We start from the raw sequence: 17,946 nt of genomic DNA, 5'->3' as shown, positions 1-17,946 counted from the left end.
CTAAAAAACAAGCGCTATGCAAGGTTATTCACCGTATAAATTGCGCAAAACGCTGGTTTTACATTGACAATAAACCGTCTGAGAAGAAAAAAGACAAAAAATAAGAGAAGTGATACACTGCTCAAATGTAATTTTTCTTTATCACTTTATTATTAATTGTCTATTATAGTTAGCCTACCTATGAATCACAACTTGACGACTCTGCACCCTTATCCGTTCGCTAAGATGGCGATTTTACTCGCGGACAGTACGCCAGCCTATAACTATAGTGAAATTAAGCTCGGTATTGGAGAGCCAAAACACGAGCCGCCAGCATTTGTGTTGGACGTCCTACGCGAAAACTTGGACAAAATAAGCCAATATCCAACCACCAACGGGCTGTTTGAGCTGCGTCAAACCATCGCTCACTGGTTAGAAAAGCGCTTCTTTCTCAATCATCTCGACCCGCATAGCCAAGTATTACCAGTCATGGGTACGCGCGAGGCGATTTTTAGCTTGGTGCAAGCGGTTATTGACCATCCAAAAACCGTGTTGTCCGAAGACGAAGCCAATCAACTGCCAGCTCATAATCAACCAAGCGCGCAGCCATTGCAAAAAGCAGATGAAGCACCAACGATTGTGATGCCCAATCCGTTTTATCAGATATACGAGGGTGCTGCCATACTCGCGCAAGCGACGCCGTACTTTATGCCTTGCAGCATCGATAATGATTTTAAAGGTGACTATCGCGCGGTACCGAGGGACGTTTGGACGCGCACGCAGCTATTGTTTGTCTGTAGCCCAAACAATCCAACCGGTTCCGTCATGACCATGGATGATTGGGAACACTTACTACGTTTATCCGACCAGTACGGCTTTATCATCGCTAGCGACGAGTGCTATAGCGAGCTGTATTTTGATCGCGCGCCGATTGGCCTGCTGCAAGCTTGTGCGGTGCTCGGTCGTCATAACTTTAAAAATTGCGTGGTATTTCACTCTTTATCCAAGCGTTCAAACTTGCCCGGCCTGCGTTCAGGCTTTGTCGCCGGTGACGCCAATATTTTACAGCCTTATTTGCAATATCGCACTTATCAAGGCTGCGCGATGCCAATACCGCATCAGCTGGCATCTATCGCTGCTTGGGAAGATGAAAAGCACGTGGCGCACAATCGAGCGCTTTATCAAGAAAAATTCGCCTTATGGATGTCAGAGCTTGGCGAATTGCTTGATTTACGCATGCCAGAGGCGGGTTTTTACTTTTGGGTAAAAGTCCCTGAGCAATTTAATGGCGACGACGAAATCTTTGTCAAAGCTTTGTATGAGCAAGCAAATATTCACGCGCTGGCGGGGCGTTATCTGTCACGCGAGGTCAATGGTAAAAATCCTGGGCAAGGTTATGTGCGCATTGCCTTGGTTGCCAGCGTTGAGGAAAGCCGCGAAGCCATCAATCGTATCCGTCAATTACTTAGCGCTTAAAAACTCACTCAAAAACTGAGCTTAAAATTTAGTCAAAGAACCTCAGCATTAAACGATAGATACGACCTCAAGACTTAGTATAGTATCAGAGAACCACATATACCCACAATATCATAATGGTTATATGTGGTTCTCTACTATCTCGGTTGCGAAGAGTGCTATAGTAGAAATAACGCGACGCTATTTTTATATTTCTTTAGCAGTCGTAAAATTTCTTTTTCCAAAATTTTACTAAATATGCCATCAAGGATGATGCCATGCCCCATCTTGATTTTACCCAGCCACCCTTTGATGTAATAAGCGCGGCTGAACGTCAAAGTATTAGAAAAAATACCCAAATCCGTTATCTTGCTAAAGATGAGCGTTTATCTGCTGATGATTTAAGCTATTTTTATGTGGTGATTAAAGGACAAATCGAGCAACTGTTTGCTGGCGAGTTTGTGGCGACTTATTTAGGTAGCAATCATACCGACCATCTAAATAGTAATGATTGGTTTGACAGTCGGCGGTTGCCAAAATCGTTTACAGAAGAAGATAACGAAGCAGCCACTTTCATACCTATAAAAAGTACCGTACCCATAAACAATGGCAAACCCAAAAATGAAAGTGACATATCGCCCTACGAATTTCGTGCGATTGAAGACACCCTGCTGCTGCAAATCAATGGCGCTACCGTTGACAAAATCAGTGCGCAGAATCATTTAGTGCGCCAATTACTCTCAGAAGATTTACCTGAACGATTAAAAGCATTACAGCAGCGGCGAAGTGGGCAAAGCTTAGATGCTAGCTATCATGGCTATAATGAACAGCAAGAAGTCCAGCAAATCATGATGCAGCCGGTAATTGATGTCAGCTTATTACCCGTGCATATCATTGATGCCACCAGCAGCCTATATGAGGCGGCGCATATCATGACTAAAGCTGGGCTTAAGCATGTATTGGTGCGACCGGTCGACCAATTAAATCCTGCTCAAGCGCAAATATTAAATAGTGATTTAAAAACGGATTTAGACCGAAATTTAGGCAATAACCTAGATAGCAGCTTAGTTACTGATAGCGCCAATACGCAAACTTCCAATAACTATTCTGGTCGTACGTTAGGTATTTTAACCGATACCGATATCTGCCGCGCAGTGAGCGACCAGCAAAACCCTGCAACAACGCATTGCCAGCGCTATGCAAGTTTCAATCTGCGTACCATTGATGCGGACGACGAGATTGGCGATGCGCTATTGACCATGACGCGCTACCGTATCCATAGGCTGCCAGTGATTGATGCCAACGGCGAGGTTGCAGGCGTACTCGGACAAAGTGATATGCTCGCTCATATTGGTCATCATTCGCAGCTGATTAGTCTGCAGATTGAACAGGCAAAAGACTTGCCGAGCTTAGCTACCGCGGTTGAGCTTATCGGGCGCTATATTCGCGCACAGCACCAAAACGGTATCAAAATCGGTAATGTCAGCCGTATGGTACAAACCCTTAACGCGCAAGTTTTTACCAAACTATGGCAACTTATCGTACCTGATGAAGTGATGAAAAATACTTGCGTCATCGTCATGGGCTCAGAGGGTCGCGGCGAGCAAATCATGCGTACAGACCAAGACAATGCGCTGATTATTCGTGATGGTTACAGCCATCCTGACTTAGCTCAGTTCGCTGAAACCTTTAACCATCATTTAGCAACCTTGGGTTATCCACTTTGCGATGGCAATATCATGATGACCAATCCGCTGTGGCGGCAGCCGCTCAAACAGTTCAAAGCGCAGATTAGCTTATGGTTTAGAAATACCGACCCGATACATAGTATTTATTTGTCGGCCATATTTGATGGCGAATATGTCTGCGGCGATGAATCGCTACTGACGAGTGTGCGCGAACATTTAAAAACTGCCCATCGCCAGTCAGATTTGATGTTTGTCCGTCAGTTCGCTCGTGCCGCTTTACAGTTTGGTGATGTCGGACAATGGTGGCAAAAGTTTGTGCCGCTCCTTGGCGGTAAAAAAAGCGCCTACGATATCGATCTTAAAAAAGCTGGTATTTTTCCGCTGGTGCATGGCATTCGTACTTTAGCCTTAGAAAACGATATTTTTGATGCGCCGAGTAGTAAAGGGCGCCTTAAAGCCTTGGTGCAAGTGCGCGCCTTAAACCAACAGCGCGCTGACACTTTGCTTGAAGCATTAGAGTTTTTTATGGCGCAGCGTTTGTCAGTGGCGCTATCAACAGATGATAAGCATGCGCGGCAAGTTGATCCGACCACTTTATCGGCACTCGAGCGAGACTTATTAAATGAGTGCTTGGCCGTGGTCAAAAGCTTTAAGGGTCAATTAAGTCGCCATTATCAGCTAGAGTTTAATTAAAATAAATAAGTCAGTTGATAAGAACGCTGCGCGCAAAAATAAAGGGGAGCAAAATAAGATGCGTTGGCTAAAACAGTTATCGTCTCATTGGCAAAAAAACCATTTGCAGCGCCCTGAGCTGGCATCGATGTTTAATACACCTTTGGCTGATAAATGGGTCGCGATTGACTGTGAGATGACAGGACTCAATCCAAAAAAGCATCACCTGCTATCTATCGCTGCCATTCATATCAACGGCGATAGCATTGATACGGGTAACGGTCTGCATTTGGTTTGTCGGCCGCCAGTGATGCCTGATCGTGATACCATTGTGATTCATGGGCTGCGTACTGCCGATGTTGAGCATGGTATGAGCTACGATGAAATGCTGGCTTTAGTACTGCCTTTTATAGACAATCGACCGCTAGTTGGGTTTTGCCCGCAGATAGACACAGGGTTTTTGAACCCTTTGGTCAAGCGCTATATGGGCACCACGCTACCGAATAAGGTCATTGATATACGGCAATTATACAGTCGGCGGATGGGCGATCGTACGCAGGGTATTCCCAATCAATCACAGCATTTGACCAATATTTTAGCGCATTATGAGATCCCAGAGATTGGCACGCACGATGCTTATAACGACGCCATCATGACAGCCATGGCATTTTTGCACCTACGCCAACGCTGATACTACGTGAAAATAGCAACTCATGTTACCATAGGCTGTTTTTGCCACCTGATAATAGACCGCTCATGCTACTCACTTCTAAAACTGATCACCGCCCTACCGCCTTTGCTAAATTAGCGCCTTTTTCTAAGCAACCATATACGCTACATAAGCCTGCTCACTACCTAGCATCGCTGACCTTATTGGCGAGTGTTTTGCTAACGCCGCTATGTGCGCAAGCGGCTTTGCCAGAAGCGATTCAGACAGCGCTTACGCGCGCAAACTTAAGCGCGACCGATATTAGTATTATCATCACCCCAGTCGGTGATAAAACTGCGAGCCGCTTGCCTGCGCCCATTCAGGTAATTGATAGTCCTAAAGCCGCTAATCTGCCAGAATCGTTAACTACTGGCAATGACACTGCTGAACCTGAAAGCATCCAAAAACAAACGACTCAAAATAATAATACTAATGCTAAAGAAATAACGGTACATCAAAGCGCCTTAGTGACGATTGAAAAACAGACGATTAAGCAACATGCAAGACAGCTGCATGCTTATACCGATGACCCTTATACCTATCAAAGTATAGAGAGCGTGCCACCGCTACTGCCCGATGACGCTTTAAAACCCGCTAAAAGTAGTAATGAAAATGAAAGCAGCAAAAACAATAACGACAAATCGACTGCTCATAATCCCGCTATCAAAATTTCGTTTTCACCGCTATTAAGCCATCAAGCCGATATTGCGCGCACGCCTGCCAGCACCATGAAACTGGTGCCAAGTTTTATCGCCTTAGATACGTTGGGCGCTGACTTCGTTTGGCATACCCGCGTTTATCATACGGGTATTATTATTGGCGATAAGCTGTATGGCGATTTGATTATTCAAGGCAGTGGCGACCCAAAAATGACCCACGAACGCTTACAGCAACTGCTTTATAAAGTGCAAACGGCTGGCATCCGCCATATCAACGGCAATATTATCGTCGATAGTAGTGTCTTTAAAAACGTCACCAAAGACCCTGCCGCCTTTGACAACTCGCCGCTACGTCCTTATAACGCCAGCCCCGATGGTTTTTTGGTCAATTTTAGCAGCATCGGTATTAAAAGCTATCCGCTAGACAATACGCGCGCGCAGCTAACCTACACACCGCAATTGGCAAATTATCAAATGCCAAGCATGATAAATATGCGCTCGGCTGCTTGCGGGCAAGCGCGCTATAGTATTGCGCCGCAGTGGCAACCGGCACAATTAACGCTTAATAGCAATTTGCCAGACAGCTGCGGCGAACATGCTTTTTATGTTGCCTATCCTGATGCCAAAGATTTTGCCGCCCGCGTCATTGCAGCTAAATGGCAAACGCTTGGCAATACCTTAAGCGGCAAAGTCATCGCGCAAGAAACGCCTTATCGTGCCAATAACCCTGCCAATAAACAGACAAAATCGCCACATGGTTTGGCAGCTATTGCCATGTCGCCCTTGCCCATTGTCAGCTATCCTTCTTTAAACCTTACTCAGCAGATTTATGATATCAACCACTTCTCTAATAACGTGATGACCGAACAAGTAGCGCTTTCTATCGGCGCTTATAAAACAGATGTGAATAAAAACGACACGCATCAAGAAAGCGTTAATAAGCAAGGCACTGATACCGATAAAACAATTAACAATCAAGCAACCAGCTTATATCAATTTGGTCAGCCAACCGCGACCGACTATCCGCAAGCGCTGCAATCAATCAATCAGTGGTGGCAAACCAATTTAACTACTACGCCGCCGCATCTGACCAATGGCTCAGGACTCTGCCGCGATTGCAGCATCAGTGCCGCCAACTTAAGCGAGCTGTTGACCTACGCATACAACCAACCAAGCTTTGATGCTTATGTGAGCTCGCTAGGCATTGCTGGCGTCAGTGGCACCATCAGCGCCCATAGTGACCGTTTACCCAAGTCGCAAGCCATCGGTCGCGCTTGGATAAAAACGGGTACCTTAAATAATGTCACCTCGATGGCAGGCTATGTCAAAGGTTTGTCTGGGCAAGACTATGTGGTAGTCGGACTGATTAATACCGATCATGCGCTTAATGCCTATACTGCCCGTACCGTATTAGATAGCATGTTAGATTGGACAGCACAGCATTGACAATATCGACCACACTGATAGAAAGCATTAATAAAAATCAGCGTTCATGCTTAATATGTTTTAACACTCTATGCTTTACCCTTTATAAAGGTTATTTTTATGGCACGCAAACCAATGCAGCTTAGCAAGCGTCTTAGTCCAGCAAAAGATGGTCAAACAGCGGGCAATACTTCTAGCAACCTAAACGTAATGCCGCCTAAAATGGCGCCATATATCGGATTCTTTGCGGTGGGTTATGTTTTGGCCAGCGCCATATTTATGATGGTGCAAACCAAATTTGCCCTAAACTCACAGCTGGTCACTGTCGTATCCATCATCGTCGGCGCTTATATCGCGGTGCATAAATTTATTAAGCATCAACAGCGCGCGCTAGATAAAAAGGAAATCAATCGCTTGATGTTTGGCGGCGTTGCGGTGGTTTGGCTACTTACCATAGTTTATTTCTTAGGTATCTGGTTTTTCTTATTTGATGCCGTAAGCCGTGAGGTATTAACCGAGATGGCTATACAGCGACCGCTACCGCTGCTTTCGGCATTGGTGATGATATTGGTGCTGAGCTTAGTCAGCGCGCGTCTTAGTATCTTGTTGATCAACCGTCTTCTTAATCCTAAGCATAGCCGCTAATCGTCAAGCGCTTTGAGCGCTCGCCATTATTGAGTACCTATAGAGACAAGCCAATACAAATTTTTTGCCCTATTAATGATAAAATTCCGTTACGCTGTTTGTAGCCAAACCATATTTGCTAGCGACAAAACAGCGGACAGTATTTTATGATTAATAGGAGTCCAAAAGATGGACATGTTGCTTTTTGACAATATAGAAAAACTTGGGCGCATTATCTTAACAGCGGTCATGGTTTATGCGTTAATTGTGTTAATTACCAAAGTATCTGGCAAACGCTCAACCTCGCAGCTTAATAACTTCGACTGGATTGTGACGGTGGTGATTGGCTCTTTGAGCGCCAGTACGATTTTACTCGAAGAAATCCCGTTTATCGAAGGCAGCGCCGCTATTGTGACCTTGTATTGTTTACAGTTTTTAGTGACTAAATATGCTTCTGTCTCAGCCAGTTTTAGTCATCTTATTTTATCGGAGCCGCGGATTGTTTTTTATCAAGGGCAATTCTTACCAGATGCCATGCGTAACGAACGCCTTACGCGTCAAGAGCTAGAAAGCGCGATGCGTTCTGGAGGGATGCATCGTTTTGATGATATCGAAGCGATTGTTTTTGAGTCAGATGCGACATTGACGATTATTCCAAAACCTACGCTCTCGGATAGTAAAAACGACGAGCAACAGAGTGATGACGGCGTATCAGAAACCATCAAGCCGCTAATGTCAAATGATGACTAGGAAAGATGCTCTAAGCGCTTTAAGGTGATAGCGTTTTAAAATAAAAGCATTGAGTTAAAATCTAAAATTTAAAACATGAAAAAAGGACAGCACATATCAATCTGCTATCCTTTTTGTTTTACAAGCTTGCTTTATAAATTTGCTTTTATAAGAGCACTGGCAAAAATTACTTAATGCGCTGCCACGTTTGTGAGCGACCAAAGACAGGTGTACCGACATAACCGCGCAGTTTTAAGCTTTGGCCATTATCACTCAAGGTTAGCTTACCAGAGTAAGTTTTTCCTGATTCAGGGTCGACCAGCTTACCGTCACTCCACTGGTTATTACCATCGGCCTTTAAGCCTGACAATATTTGTAGGCCTTCAACCGGTTTGTTTTTTAAGCTGCCAGGGCATTTGGTACAAAGCGCGTCTGCCTTTTCTTTATTCAATACTTTGATGATTTTTCCTGAAACTTTACCACCGCTTTCGGTCAATTGAATAACGGCTTTTTTCTCGCCAGTTTTATCATCAATGGTTTGCCACTGCGTGCCGTTTAAAGAAGCAGCAAACACAGAGGTTGAGAGTAGCGCACCTGCGCTAAGTGCTAATAGGCTTGATATAGTACGGTTCATGAACGACTCCTTTCGTTTAAAAAATGTTGCAAACTATCTTATGCTCTATCAAAAAGACGGTACAGGGTTGCTTACGCTTTCTTTACCATTCAACGATAAGACTATTTAAAAAAGAACAACTGTTGGTCAAATGCTAGTAAAGCATAAAAAAATACTTTGTAAAAGGTCTGTTTGTTACAATACCTTAAGCGCAGAATCTTTTTGTTACATTTAACCCATTATAAAAGTGGTCTATATTATGAAAGTAAGAATATTGAGTGTTGGAAATAAAATGCCCAAATGGGTACAAACCGGTTTTGATGAATATTTTAAGCGTATCCAGCCCATGCTTAATACTGAAATCGTAGAAATTGCCGCCGCTAAACGCGCCAAAAACCCCTCAGACGCCAATTTGGCGCAGTACCGTGAGCAAGAAGGTCAAGCGATATTGGCCGCTCATGCGGCTGGACGCGAGCAATTATGGGTGCTCGACGTAAAAGGTAAAATGCTCTCAACCGAACAGCTGGCTGAAAAACTGGCTGATGGCATGCAGCAAGGCGATGATATTGCGTTGGTCATTGGCGGCGCTGACGGCGTATCGCCAGAGGTATTGGCAAAAGCAGATGTGAAATGGTCGTTATCGGCGCTGACGCTGCCGCATCCTTTAGTGCGCGTGGTATTAATGGAACAGCTGTATCGCGCCATGAGTATCAATCACAACCATCCTTATCATCGCGGTAATTAAAACCTTTATAAAAACAGTCATTTGCTATAAAAATCAACTATGCCCTATCAAAAATAATGGCGACGCGTCATGGTAAAACGGATTGAAATATAGGCGCGCGCCCTAATAAATGCACCATGAAACATCCTAAACCTGCGACACCTAAAGCCATGACCGCTGCCTCGCAACATAAGAGCGAGCGTCAAAATACAACAACATCCAAGCCCGCGCCCATTACCTCAGCGGCTGCTTGGACAGGCACGCCTGCGCTAGCAAGTGCTATAACGCCATCAAAACAGGCTAAACTGCCCGCATTATTTATTTCGCATGGCGCTCCGACACTCGCCATCGAACAATCGGCAACCACCAGTGCGCTGGCACGTATCGGTCAAAACTTGCCCAAACCGCGCGCCATCATCATTATGTCAGCGCACTGGCAGTCGGCTAAGCTTGAAATCAGCAGCAATCCGCGACCAAAGACGTGGCATGATTTTTCTGGCTTTGCGCCCGAACTCTATGAGTTGCAGTATCCAGCAGTCGGCCAGGCAGCGCTTGCGGAGACATTGGCGCAGCAGCTAACGGCGCGTGGTATTACCTGCCGTGTAAACCCTTTACGCGTCAGTGACCACGGGGTTTGGGCGCCGCTTTTACACCTGTATCCTGAGGCTGATATACCCATCGTGCAAATATCCTTGCCACGCCATTATGACAGCATCGCTTGCTATCAGTTGGGCGCGCAGTTGGCGCAATTGCGCGCCGAGCAAATCCTTTTGATTGGCTCGGGCAATATCACCCACAATTTACAGGCATTACGTTGGCAAGCTGAAAGTATCGATGAGACCGCCAAAGACTTTAAAGTTTGGCTATTGCAGCAACTAAAAACGGATATTCCAAGCGCTTTAGATTGGCAGCAATATCCTAATTATCAAAATGTACATCCAAGCGATGAGCACCTATTGCCATTATTTTTTGCTTTAGGTGCCGGTCAACGCGTCTCTGTGGTGCATCAAAGCATGGCGCATCACAGTTTGGGTATGGATATTTATCGCTTTGATTAGTGCTTCGTTTGCATTAAACTTTTAATCAAAGCGTTTTTGCTAATCTCTACTTTTTAATATAGAAGTTATCAAAACTCTTTCATCATATAAAACTATTTCTCAAAAGCCGGTTTGGTAAACATGCCAGCACGCTCCATCTCGCCTGCGATACTAAATAGCGTCGTTTCATCATTCATGCGCCCGATCAGCTGCATCCCAATCGGCAGACCTTTTTTACTCATACCAACAGGTAACGACATTGCTGGTAAGCCGGTGACATTACCCAAGATAGTAAAGCCCATTTTACCAAGTACTGGGGCGCTGAGCTTTTCAATCATACCTGAGCTAAAAGCAAATCTGCCCATGTTAATGCCTTTATTGAGCAGGCCTGCGCTGCGCATCAGTGTTTCATCCATACGGCTTGGCGGTAGTACGCCATGCTTGACCGCAGGCGTTGGAACGGTCGGGCATAAAATCATATCGTAGGTCTCAAGCAGCAAACCTGTTTGGTATTGGCTATCGTGCCAGCCATGCTTAGCGTGGGCTAAATTAACGGCGGATAATGAGCGCCCAAGCATCGCCATATTATAAGTCTGCGGCTCAAGGTTTTGGATATGCTGCGCGCCGTAACAACGCTCGATATTATCAATGGTAAAAGCGGTATGGGCACAGACCACCACTAAAAAATCATGCCAAAATTGCTCAATATTAATATTTGGCTCAGCTGGGACCACACGATGACCCATGGCTTCTAGTTGCTTCGCGGTTTTTTCTAATACAGCAAGTACTTCTTTATCGACCTCAGTATTGGAAACCAATGGCTGTTGATGCAGGGCAATGGTTAATTGCCTTGGCGCGCGCATGGCGGCTTGCAAAAACGTGCCGTCGGGCGGTGCAATGACGTAAGGCGCGCCGATTTCTGCGCCGCTAGTCGCATCAAGCATCGCCGCGCTATCACGCACACTTCGCGTAATTACATGGTCAGCGACCGCCCCTTCCCAGCCCTCGCCAATTTTTGGGCCCATAGGGTTACGGCCTCGACTAGGTTTAAAGCCAAACGCGCCGCACCATGCCGCCGGAAAGCGTATCGAACCACCGCCGTCACCTGCGCCTGCCATTGGCACGATACCACTTGATACCGCTGCGGCACTACCGCCCGATGAACCACCAGAGCTATAGCCTTTTTTAAAGGGATTGTGTGTGACGCCATGAGCTTTGGGCTCAGTAGTGATAATCAAACCAAATTCTGGCGTATTGGTTTTGCCAAAGGTATTGACGCCAGTGGCTCTCATACGCTTAACGATTTCGCTGTCGCTTTCTGATACGATATTGACGCTGCGACTGCCCATGGTAATTGGCTCATCGGCAAAATGAAACGACAGGTCTTTGAGCAGATAAGGGACGCCGTTAAAGACGCCTGTTGGCAAGCCTTTTTCTGCAGCAGCATAAGCACGCTCATCAAAGCGGTGGATAATGGCGTTTAATTTAGGATTGAGCGCATTGGCTTGATTCACGGCGGCATCTAACAATTCTTTGGCACTGACTTCCCCTGCATTCACCAGCGCTGCCAACGCTAATGCATCGTACTGGGTATATTCTTTAAACATAACTGACCGTCCTTGGAGAGTGACAGATTTATACTTTTTTAAATTGATGCTTATTTTTTTATAAACACTCACCAGTTTAGTATAAAAAATGACGATTTATAATCGATATACAAACTCATTGGTCATTCAGACGATGACAGTATTCTTTTCCCATAAAAAAAGACGAGCCACGTTCGTTACTCGTCTTTTTTTATGGGAAATCTATTAATTTTTACATCAACAGCTCGCGCTTACCACTTTTGCCCATAGAGCTGACCAAGCCAGCCTCTTCCATCGAGTCAACGATACGCGCCGCGCGGTTATAGCCGATGCTAAATTTCCGCTGGATACTAGATGCTGATACTTTACGCGTTTCCATTATAAAAGCCACGGCATCATTATATAAATCGTCATCTTCGCCAGAGGCATTTGCGGCACTACCGCCGCCACTGGGACTCGATAGCTCAAAGTTGCCGGCCATATTATCAATATAATCGGGCGCGCCACGTTCACGCCACGCATCACAAACACGGTTGACTTCTTCGTCGCTGACATAAGCACCATGGACGCGGTCGGGCTCAATTTGCCCAGGCCCTAAGAACAGCATATCACCGTTACCAAGCATGTCTTCTGCGCCGCCGCTATCCAAAATCGTCCGCGAATCTACTTTTGAGTTTACTCGGAGCGCGGCACGCACCGGAATATTGGCTTTAATCAAACCCGTGATAACGTCAACTGACGGACGCTGAGTGGCAAGCATTAAATGAATGCCAGCCGCGCGTGATTTTTGTGCCAATCGCGTAATAAGTTCTTCGGCTTGCTTACCGACCTGCATAATCATATCGGCAAACTCATCGGCGACAATAACAATCATCGGTAAGGTTTTAAGCTTTGGCGCTTGGCTAATACTGACGCTGTCATTGGGACGCCATAAGGGGTCAAGCATTGGATTCCCAGATTTTTCGGCGGCGATGACTTTTTTATTAAACTCGTTAAGTTTACGCACTTTTAATAAACTCATCAGCTGATAACGGCGCTCCATCTCTGCCACGCACCATGACAAGGCGCTGGCCGCTTCGGTCATATCAGTGACGACAGGTGTGAGAAGATGCGGAATATCATTATAGTTGGCAAGCTCGAGCTGCTTTGGATCAATCAAAATCATACGCAGCTCATTTGGCGTATATTTGAGTAGCATAGAGAGTAGCATCGAGTTGACCAATACCGATTTACCAGAGCCTGTGGTACCCGCAACGAGCATATGCGGCGCGCGCGCAAGGTCGGTGATAATCGGCTTACCGCCGATATCTTTACCCATCGCCATACTAATTTGCGCCTTGGGGTCTTTAAATTTTTCCGTATTTAGTAGCTCAATCAAACGCACCATTTCGCGCTTTTTATTGGGCACCTCGATACCGATATACGGCTTACCCGGAATGACCTCGACCACCCGCAACGACGCCATCGATAACGAACGTGCCAAATCGCGTGAAATACCCGTCACCTTGCTGGCTTTAACGCCAGGCGCAAGCTCTACTTCAAAGCGCGTCACCACAGGGCCTGGAATAGCATTGACCACGTTTGCTTTGACGTTAAATTCTTGCAGCTTAATCTCTAACAACTCTGACAATTGCTCGAGCTCAGCGATGGTATAGCTTGGCTTACGGTTAGGGTCTGGCTTATCTAAAATCGACAACTCTGGAATCGGTGTCAGGCTACTACGATAAGCGGCTGTTTGCATCGAGCGTGATTTTTGACTAAAAGCGGCATCATCACTAATATGCGGCATCACCGGCAGATTAGTGTCGTCAGCTCGGCTGTCATCTTCTGGCACCATGTCAGTAATATGATTACTGCTATCACCCTCTGGCACCGCAAAGCTTACGGTCGGTTTAGCGGCCGCCGGAGCAATATTGGTCACCGAAGTACCAGTGTCCACCGTTGGTGCTAATTTTGGATTGGCAGGCGGGATATTGGTCGGCGTCATGTCAGTCATTTCGCTGACTTCATCTACTTTATCGATTTCATCACTTAGCGCAGCGTTATCTGTTTGCCAGTCTTTCGTCACTTCATGTTGAGTTGACAGCACCTCATGTTGAGTTAAAGGCTCAGAGTTATCGGTAAACTCAGAGTCTTCGATAGACCAAGCTTCAGAGAAGTCATCCATCGAATCATCAATGTCATTACCGATTAAATCCTCTGCTACTTTTTGCTCCTTGGCGAAAGAGGTCTGCATTACTGGCGCTTCAATGACGGTTTGTTTCTGTTCTACCTTAGACGCTACTGGCACTGCGGCGTGTTCTGCTAACCACGCATCTGCTAAGTTATTAACTTCTAAGCTATCAACTCCTAAATCAACGCTTTCTGTCATTTCATCTTCATCAGCAATATCATTAATGTCATCAAAAGCAACAGACGTAGCAGCAGAATCGTAACCAAACGTCTCTTGCTCAGCCATTGCTTCACGCGCCAACAAGTCCTCAACCGTATCAGCATCGTTCCAAGCAAAACTTGGTTCAACTTTACGTGCAGGAGCGGTAATAGAATTTACAGTAGCTGTTTTTATAGTAGCTGTTGACGCTTGCGGCTGATGAACGGGATTAAAACTGCTTGCATTAGCTGAAGCCGTTTGTAATTGCTCATCTTGCGCTGCGCTATTCGTTGCCGTTTGTGCTACTGCTGCCGCCGCTGACATAGATGCTTTAACGCTAGCACTGAGACCCGACGTCGCTAAGAAATCTTTTAATACGTTGTTAAAGCGCCCACTTTTATCGGCGGTTTGAGCATGATTTGCAGGGTCAGTAGCTGGCAAATCCAGTGGTAACTGCTCAAATGCTTGCGCCGCTTTTTCATCGCTCACACTTTGATCATTTTGCTGTTGCTCAGACGCTGTTGGTGCAGTTTGTCTATTTGCGCGCTTACTCTCATTCCCTTGAGCCGCATTGTCTTGAACCGCAGTATCACGCCATGACCACGTCTTAATTTTCTGATAAATCGCTAACCAATGAATATTAAAAGCAAAAGTAGCAGTAATCACCACAAATACCGTCAAAAATATTACACTACCCCACTGCGATAACAGCTGTGCCAAACGTGCTTGCAGCTCAAGCCCAATAATACCGCCAGCAACGCCTTTAAGCCCTGATGTCATCGGGTCTGCCACTTGCTGTACCAGCGCTACCAATTGCGCAAATAAGGCGCTGGCACTTAACAGCAAAAATACATAAGCCACGACACGTAATAACCAAAACGTTGGTTTATTATCCCACCAAATCAGTACCGACTCATAAACCAAGAACGCCAGCAACCACCAAGCACCAAACCCAAAGAAGCTATAGAGCAAATCTGATAGCCAAGCGCCCATCTCGCCGCCCATGTTATTCACGGTCGTCATGTCACTGCTGATATGCGACCAGCTCGGATCGTTACCCGTATACGTCATCAAAATGACGAACAAATAAACCGCCAGTATTAACCCAAGCAGGGTAAATATGCCCTTTTTTAAATACTCAATAAGTGGTGCTGATATCACGTAAGATCTGCCTTGTTGTCAATACTCGTTGCTAATGCTCGTTAGTGCTCGTTAATAAGATAAATGCTTGTGGCTTATGATTGAAACCAATCATGTGAAATAATTTTTTGCTCTTAAGAGGCAATGTATAAAAGCAGTGTATAAGTCATCGTCTAACTTGCTGCGTTATTCACTGGCTACTACACTTGCATAACTTCTTATAATAACAAATACATAGGCGTAGTGGCGACAGTGTTATCAAGAAAGCGCAGAAGAAAATCAATTATTAAGCCGATGAGCAAAAAATGCAGTCATTAACCGAACATTCGCCACACCTTTCAGTAATAAACCAGTGTGCAATAAAAAAGTATGCTTTCATTTTAAGAGCAGTTTTTAAGCGCTTCGTGCTTTGATTCTAATGATACCCATATTCATTTTAGCAAACTTGCACTTTTTGCCCTCAGCCCTTATGTTATTATCACACAGCAATAAGAAAAACCATATTCATCGCGATTTTAGCGACTATTTTTTATAACATTTATCATTTGTACCACGTATTTTAATTTTTATATTTCTTATTTAGATAGCAAGCAAGGAAATTTTATGGCAACTGATATCACGGCTCCGCGCCACGAAAAACTCATTATTTTAGGCTCAGGCCCTGCCGGTTACGCCGCTGCCGTTTATGCAGCACGCGCCAACCTAAAGCCTGTTATGGTCACGGGCTTAGAGGTTGGCGGGCAGCTAACCACGACTACTGAAGTCGATAACTGGCCAGGCGATGCCCATGATTTGACCGGTCCTGCGCTTATGGATCGTATGAAAGCCCATGCCGAGCGCTTTGGTACCGAACTGGTCTACGACCATATCAATGAAGTCAATTTGAATGAGCGTCCTTTTACGCTAATCGGTAATAACGGTAGCTATACTTGTGATGCCTTGATTATCTCAACGGGTGCTTCTGCGCAGTATTTAGGCTTAGAGTCAGAAAACAAATTCCGTGGCCTTGGCGTATCAGCTTGTGCCACCTGCGATGGTTTCTTTTATAAAAACCAAAAAGTAGCAGTTATTGGTGGTGGTAATACCGCCGTTGAAGAGGCTTTATACTTATCAAACATCGCCTCTGAAGTGACGCTAGTCCATCGCCGCGACAGCTTGCGCTCTGAGAAAATCCTACAAGATAAGCTGTTTGAAAAGGTTAAAAACGGTAACATCAAAATCGAATGGAACCATAAAGTTCGCGAAGTCGTCGGCGATGATATGGGTGTCAATGGGTTGGTCATCGAATCGATGCTTGATGGCAGCACCAAGCAATTAGACGTATTTGGCATGTTTGTCGCCATTGGTCATAAGCCAAATACAGACTTGTTCAAAGGCCAGTTAGAAATGAAAGATGGCTACTTAATCGTTAATAGCGGTCTAAATGGCAATGCCACCCAAACCAGTATCGAGGGCGTATTTGCCGCGGGTGACGTCGCCGACCACGTTTATCGTCAAGCCATTACTTCGGCGGGTACTGGCTGTATGGCAGCGCTTGATGCCGAAAAATATTTGGACGCTATGGGTGAGACAGTCGCTCGTGACCACACTTATGCTTCCACATTGACTGAAGATAAAGAAGCATAAATGAGCGATTTTGCTAAAGATAACGACCGCATTGATATTAATGCGGCTGCTATAGCGCCTGAAAACTTTCGTCAATACATAAAAAGTCTTGGGCGTTATAATTTTCCCGATCCTGCGATGGTGGACCCTGATGGCATCGGTATCGTTGCTGTCGGTGGAGATTTATCACCGGAAACGCTAATTTCAGCTTATGCGCAAGGATTATTTCCATGGTTTAATGAAGATGACCCTATCGCTTGGTGGTGCCCTGAGCCGCGCTGCGTCATGGTGCCAACGGATTATAAGCCGAGTAAATCACTACGTAAACAAGCGGGTCGCGAACGTTGGCAGTTGACCCTCAATCAAGCGTTCGATGATGTTATCCATGCTTGTAGCTTACCGCGTAGCGATGGTTTCAATGCCGCGCTACCCGAGGGTGAACATACTTGGATTCATAGTGAAATGATTGACGCCTATACTGAGCTACACGCGCAAGGCTTTGCGCATAGCATTGAGGTTTGGGATGATAAACAGCATCTAATTGGCGGTTTATATGGCTTAAAAATAGGCGGTATTTATTTTGGCGAATCGATGTTTCATGTTGCTTCAAATGCTTCAAAACTCGCTTTTTGGGGCTTAATGCGTTTATGTGAGCAAAGCCATGTCGAATTGGTAGACTGTCAGCTACCAAACGACCATTTATTAAGTTTGGGAGCTGAAATCTTGCCACGCGCTAAATTTTTGCTAGAGCTAGATACTTTAATTGGCAGCCGTTCAGTCAAATGGCAAAAGGACTCTCATCAATCTTTAGCGGTCTCACTTCTCGATAAACCTCAGCCTTGGCAATTGAAAGTATAAAGTAAACTTAAATAAATCTATTTATAGTTAAACATAGTAACGAATAATGCTTGCTATCATTTTTTACACAAT

At 45.3% G+C, this 17,946-nt stretch carries 13 protein-coding genes; 10 read left to right on the top strand and 3 right to left on the bottom strand.

From position 1 onward, the window contains the following. Window positions 1-180: 180 nt before the first annotated feature. The 6 genes from dapC (at window position 181) to ACPEGP_RS11620 (ending at window position 7,961) form a co-directional block, all read left to right on the top strand. A complete protein-coding gene (gene dapC / locus ACPEGP_RS11645) occupies window positions 181-1,455 on the top strand; it encodes a succinyldiaminopimelate transaminase (protein WP_423813517.1) in 1,275 nt (424 codons plus the stop codon). Between the two features lie 257 nt (window positions 1,456-1,712). Further along, the gene (locus tag ACPEGP_RS11640; RefSeq protein ID WP_423813516.1) at window positions 1,713-3,815 is read left to right on the top strand and encodes a DUF294 nucleotidyltransferase-like domain-containing protein; all 2,103 of its coding nucleotides are present in this window, start codon (window positions 1,713-1,715) and stop codon (window positions 3,813-3,815) included. A gap of 58 nt (window positions 3,816-3,873) precedes the next feature. Beyond that, the gene (locus tag ACPEGP_RS11635; protein ID WP_423813515.1) at window positions 3,874-4,485 is read left to right on the top strand and encodes a 3'-5' exonuclease; all 612 of its coding nucleotides are present in this window, start codon (window positions 3,874-3,876) and stop codon (window positions 4,483-4,485) included. 65 nt (window positions 4,486-4,550) lie between these two features. Next, a complete protein-coding gene (locus tag ACPEGP_RS11630) occupies window positions 4,551-6,608 on the top strand; it encodes a D-alanyl-D-alanine carboxypeptidase/D-alanyl-D-alanine-endopeptidase (protein WP_423813514.1) in 2,058 nt (685 codons plus the stop codon). Window positions 6,609-6,707: 99 nt separating this feature from the next. Beyond that, window positions 6,708-7,232: an ABZJ_00895 family protein gene (locus ACPEGP_RS11625; protein WP_423813513.1), complete on the top strand. Its 525-nt coding sequence runs from the start codon at window positions 6,708-6,710 to the stop codon at window positions 7,230-7,232. Window positions 7,233-7,400: 168 nt separating this feature from the next. Further along, window positions 7,401-7,961 carry a DUF421 domain-containing protein gene (locus tag ACPEGP_RS11620; RefSeq protein ID WP_423813512.1) on the top strand — a complete coding sequence of 187 codons (561 nt, stop codon included), beginning with the start codon at window positions 7,401-7,403 and terminating at the stop codon, window positions 7,959-7,961. Window positions 7,962-8,127: 166 nt separating this feature from the next. Here the strand turns inward: ACPEGP_RS11620 and ACPEGP_RS11615 are convergent, their stop codons facing one another. Then, window positions 8,128-8,574: a DUF2147 domain-containing protein gene (locus tag ACPEGP_RS11615; protein WP_144296396.1), complete on the bottom strand. Its 447-nt coding sequence runs from the start codon at window positions 8,572-8,574 to the stop codon at window positions 8,128-8,130. A gap of 238 nt (window positions 8,575-8,812) precedes the next feature. Between ACPEGP_RS11615 and rlmH the strand changes: the two genes are divergently transcribed. Further along, the gene (gene rlmH / locus ACPEGP_RS11610; protein ID WP_423813511.1) at window positions 8,813-9,298 is read left to right on the top strand and encodes a 23S rRNA (pseudouridine(1915)-N(3))-methyltransferase RlmH; all 486 of its coding nucleotides are present in this window, start codon (window positions 8,813-8,815) and stop codon (window positions 9,296-9,298) included. Between the two features lie 116 nt (window positions 9,299-9,414). After that, window positions 9,415-10,335, top strand: coding sequence for a DODA-type extradiol aromatic ring-opening family dioxygenase (locus tag ACPEGP_RS11605; protein ID WP_423813510.1), 921 nt, complete (start codon window positions 9,415-9,417; stop codon window positions 10,333-10,335). Window positions 10,336-10,427: 92 nt separating this feature from the next. On the opposite strand, the gene ACPEGP_RS11600 is transcribed toward ACPEGP_RS11605, so the two are convergent. Together ACPEGP_RS11600 and ACPEGP_RS11595 are read right to left on the bottom strand one after the other, a co-directional pair. Continuing rightward, a complete protein-coding gene (locus tag ACPEGP_RS11600; RefSeq protein ID WP_198328673.1) occupies window positions 10,428-11,921 on the bottom strand; it encodes an amidase in 1,494 nt (497 codons plus the stop codon). A gap of 211 nt (window positions 11,922-12,132) precedes the next feature. After that, window positions 12,133-15,432 carry a DNA translocase FtsK gene (locus ACPEGP_RS11595; RefSeq protein ID WP_423813509.1) on the bottom strand — a complete coding sequence of 1,100 codons (3,300 nt, stop codon included), beginning with the start codon at window positions 15,430-15,432 and terminating at the stop codon, window positions 12,133-12,135. A gap of 582 nt (window positions 15,433-16,014) precedes the next feature. Between ACPEGP_RS11595 and trxB the strand changes: the two genes are divergently transcribed. Both trxB and aat read left to right on the top strand, forming a co-directional pair. Next, entirely contained in the window at window positions 16,015-17,037 is a 1,023-nt protein-coding gene (gene trxB, locus ACPEGP_RS11590) for a thioredoxin-disulfide reductase (RefSeq protein ID WP_144298152.1), read from the top strand. Continuing rightward, the gene (aat, locus tag ACPEGP_RS11585) at window positions 17,038-17,874 is read left to right on the top strand and encodes a leucyl/phenylalanyl-tRNA--protein transferase (protein WP_423813508.1); all 837 of its coding nucleotides are present in this window, start codon (window positions 17,038-17,040) and stop codon (window positions 17,872-17,874) included. The last annotated feature ends 72 nt before the right edge of the window (window positions 17,875-17,946 follow it).

This window comes from Psychrobacter sp. 219-2-C (assembly GCF_049560815.1).
GTDB lineage: Bacteria > Pseudomonadota > Gammaproteobacteria > Pseudomonadales > Moraxellaceae > Psychrobacter > Psychrobacter faecalis.
Note: the sequence above shows the minus strand (reverse complement) of the source record. Positions and strands in the feature narration are given on the sequence as shown.

Bases quoted from the DNA above. Each gene is read 5' to 3' on its own strand.
- ACPEGP_RS11640 (WP_423813516.1), top strand. From the start codon at position 1,713: ATGCCCCATCTTGATTTTACCCAGCCACCCTTTGATGTAATAAGCGCG.
- ACPEGP_RS11615 (WP_144296396.1), bottom strand. From the start codon at position 8,574: ATGAACCGTACTATATCAAGCCTATTAGCACTTAGCGCAGGTGCGCTA.
- aat (WP_423813508.1), top strand. From the start codon at position 17,038: ATGAGCGATTTTGCTAAAGATAACGACCGCATTGATATTAATGCGGCT.
- trxB (WP_144298152.1), top strand. From the start codon at position 16,015: ATGGCAACTGATATCACGGCTCCGCGCCACGAAAAACTCATTATTTTA.
- ACPEGP_RS11625 (WP_423813513.1), top strand. From the start codon at position 6,708: ATGGCACGCAAACCAATGCAGCTTAGCAAGCGTCTTAGTCCAGCAAAA.
- ACPEGP_RS11600 (WP_198328673.1), bottom strand. From the start codon at position 11,921: ATGTTTAAAGAATATACCCAGTACGATGCATTAGCGTTGGCAGCGCTG.
- ACPEGP_RS11605 (WP_423813510.1), top strand. From the start codon at position 9,415: ATGAAACATCCTAAACCTGCGACACCTAAAGCCATGACCGCTGCCTCG.
- rlmH (WP_423813511.1), top strand. From the start codon at position 8,813: ATGAAAGTAAGAATATTGAGTGTTGGAAATAAAATGCCCAAATGGGTA.
- ACPEGP_RS11620 (WP_423813512.1), top strand. From the start codon at position 7,401: ATGGACATGTTGCTTTTTGACAATATAGAAAAACTTGGGCGCATTATC.
- ACPEGP_RS11635 (WP_423813515.1), top strand. From the start codon at position 3,874: ATGCGTTGGCTAAAACAGTTATCGTCTCATTGGCAAAAAAACCATTTG.
- dapC (WP_423813517.1), top strand. From the start codon at position 181: ATGAATCACAACTTGACGACTCTGCACCCTTATCCGTTCGCTAAGATG.
- ACPEGP_RS11630 (WP_423813514.1), top strand. From the start codon at position 4,551: ATGCTACTCACTTCTAAAACTGATCACCGCCCTACCGCCTTTGCTAAA.